The organism is Frankia sp. CcMO1 (genome assembly GCF_977945845.1).
Window position 1 is genome coordinate 1 of the sequence record NZ_CDWTMG010000394.1, and the last position, 2,696, is coordinate 2,696.

At 68.5% G+C, this 2,696-nt stretch carries 4 protein-coding genes; 3 read left to right on the forward strand and 1 reads right to left on the reverse strand.

The genetic code is table 11. The features are described 5' to 3' along the window. Nucleotides 1–51: 51 nt before the first annotated feature. Nucleotides 52–1,242 (forward strand): non-hydrolyzing UDP-N-acetylglucosamine 2-epimerase, encoded by a 1,191-nt coding sequence (gene wecB / locus AC08OU_RS24315; protein ID WP_476605912.1) that lies wholly within the window; start codon nt 52–54, stop codon nt 1,240–1,242. 126 nt (nt 1,243–1,368) lie between these two features. After that, nucleotides 1,369–1,785: a hypothetical protein gene (locus AC08OU_RS24320; RefSeq protein WP_462186970.1), complete on the forward strand. Its 417-nt coding sequence runs from the start codon at nt 1,369–1,371 to the stop codon at nt 1,783–1,785. Nucleotides 1,786–1,872: 87 nt separating this feature from the next. Here the strand turns inward: AC08OU_RS24320 and AC08OU_RS24325 are convergent, their stop codons facing one another. Next, nucleotides 1,873–2,409, reverse strand: a complete 537-nt coding sequence (locus AC08OU_RS24325; protein WP_462186969.1) for a hypothetical protein — start codon at nt 2,407–2,409, stop codon at nt 1,873–1,875. A gap of 1 nt (nt 2,410) precedes the next feature. Here AC08OU_RS24325 and AC08OU_RS24330 point away from each other — a divergent pair, with 1 nt between their 5' ends. Next, the gene (locus tag AC08OU_RS24330; protein ID WP_476601079.1) at nt 2,411–2,659 is read left to right on the forward strand and encodes a hypothetical protein; all 249 of its coding nucleotides are present in this window, start codon (nt 2,411–2,413) and stop codon (nt 2,657–2,659) included. The last annotated feature ends 37 nt before the right edge of the window (nt 2,660–2,696 follow it).

Genomic DNA, 2,696 nt, shown 5'->3' on the forward strand with positions numbered 1-2,696 from the left:
GCCCGGGCGGGGCCGGCCGCGGACGACGCCGCCGGACCGCGCGGGCGGCGCCTGCGGGTCATGGTCATCGTCGGCACCCGGCCGGAGGTGATCAAGATTAGCCGGGTGATCGCCGCCCTCGACCAGGCGGTCGACCTGTGTCTGGTCCATTCGGGCCAGAACTACGACCACGAACTGAGCGGAATCTTCTTCGAGGAGCTCGGCATCCGCCGACCGGACCACATGTTGGAGGCTGCCGGAGCCACGCCCGCGGAGACGATCAGCAGGATCATCGCCCGGGTGGACCCGGTGCTCGCCGCCGAGGAGCCTGACGCCGTGCTGCTCTACGGCGACACGAACACCTGCCTCGCCGCGATCCCGGCGAAGCGCCGGCGCATCGGGGTGTTCCATCTCGAGGCCGGGAACCGCAGCTTCGACCAGCGGGTTCCCGAGGAGATCAACCGTAGGGTCGTCGATCACCTCAGCGACGTGCATCTCGCCCTGACCGAACATGCCCGCCGTCACCTGCTCGCCGAGGGACTGCCCGCGCAGCGGGTCTTCGTCGTCGGATCGCCGGTGAAGGAGGTGCTCACCCACTACGCGCCGCTCATCGACACCTCGTCGGTGCTCGCCACCCTCGGGGTGCAGGTCGGCCGGTACCTGCTCGTCAGCGCCCATCGGGAGGAGAACGTCGACCGCCCCGAGACGTTGTCGGCGCTGCTGGACACCCTTAACCGGCTGGTGGCCCGCTACCGGCTGCCGGTGATCGTTTCGACCCACCCGCGGACCCGCGAGCGGCTCTCGGCGCTGCGCCGCTCCGGACACTTCCCGCTCATCGACGAGCGGGTGCGCTTCTGCCGGCCGTTCGGATTCTGTGACTACCTCGCCCTGCAGCGGTCCGCGCTGTGCGTGCTGTCCGACAGCGCCACGCTCACCGAGGAGGCGTCCCTCGTCGGTTTCCCTGCGGTGCTGATCCGGGAGGCCCACGAGCGCCCGGAGGGCATGGACCGCGGCGTGGGCGTCTCCAGCGTGCTGCGCCCCGACCGGATCCTCGACGCGGTCGAGCTCGTCGTCCGGGAGGCGGAGAGCGACCGCCGCCCCCGGGTCGTCGCCGACTACGACGTCGACGACGTCTCCCGCCGGGTGCTGCACATCATCGTCAGCTACGTCGATCACATCCGCCGGACGGTCTGGTACGGCGACCCCGGCCCGTCCGCCGGGCCGAGTCCGGCCGCTCCCGCCACCACCGCCGAGAGCCACTGAACCCTCCCCGTCCCGGGCACGGTAGTCAGCTTTTTTAGGGATCTCCCTGACGCGTGCCCCCGTTCCCATTTCCCAGACTGAAAAGCGACACGCCGTCAGCGGTATCAGTTGGGGAGGAATACCGTCATGCCCGGACAGTGGGACGCCACCGTCAAGTCGGTCTACGCCGTCGACAGTGGTACCAACAACACCATTGATGTCATCGCGGATGACAAGGCCTTCGATGTCATCGCCGACGTCGAGATCGGGGAGAGCCTGATTGACTTCGGTGGCGCCGAATACACGCTCAGTGTTTCTGTTCGCAACCTGAGCCGGTTCGTCGTCGTGGCCACCGGAAACGTGATCGGCAAGATTCCGGTCAAGCCGGGGGACCCGAGAAAGGCCTTCAACAAGCCGTTGACGGTGCCAATCTCCGCACCCTGGTTCGCGAATGCTGCGGAGGATGGGGACGCCCTTGACGTCATCGCCGCGCTCAAGGTGGCGTCGGGACGGTTCGTCAACACCACGGTCGCGATCAGCCCCTCGTTCATCGTCTCACCCTGATCGGGTCCGGCTCCTCACGAGGACATCGGATCCGATTGTTTGACGGTGGCCCCGGCGGAGGATCTCCGCCGGGGCCACCTCGCGCTATCAGGGTCTTGCGGTCAGCAGGGCCAGGGCGCGCCGGGTCTTCGTCTCCTCGTCCTCCTCGATGTCGAGCCCGAGGCGGCGCAGGGCGGCCTCGAAGGCGATCTGGGCGATCTGGGCACCATCCGGCTCAACCCGGATGGACAATTCCAGCAGATCGAGCCCGCGGTCGCCGGGACCGGGGGCGAGCCGCCATCTCTCGGCCGCCACGGGAAAACCCGCCACCGGGATCGGAACCGGGGTGTTCCAGCGGACACCGTCGAGTGGGCCCAGTACGGACAGGCTGTCCAGGTCGATGGGGCGGTCCGCGTACTCGCGAAGGAACCGGCGCTGGCGGGGTGAGAACAGTTCCCGCGGCGACGTCGCGCCGACGAGGACGTCGGTCACCCGACGTGCTTCCGGGTGTGCGGTCAGCGAGGCCGCGGGAACCCTGCGTTCCCCCGTCCAGTCCGCCTCCATCCGGAACACCGCGACGCGGTCGGGGCGCAGGCCGAGCCAGCCGGGATCGCCGGGCCGGCCGGAGCCTGACCGTCGCATCACCGTGTCCGGCACCGTACTGCCGCAGTCGCAGGATGATTCCCTCGTCGAGCAGCGCTATTCCGCCGCGTTCCGCCGTTCCAGCCGGGTCCGCGCAGAAGCAGACCCGACGGCCGATGCCCAGCTCGGCGGTGAGCGCCAGAGCGTCACGCGCGGCGGATATCCACGGCCCGGTGAGGTTAACCTTGATCTGAACGCAGTCCAGGCGACGACGGGGACGCATCTCAGCTTCCGTGGGAATTACCGGGAGTGAGTAGAAGTCCGGTCATATACGGGGTCTTCGAAGTTAA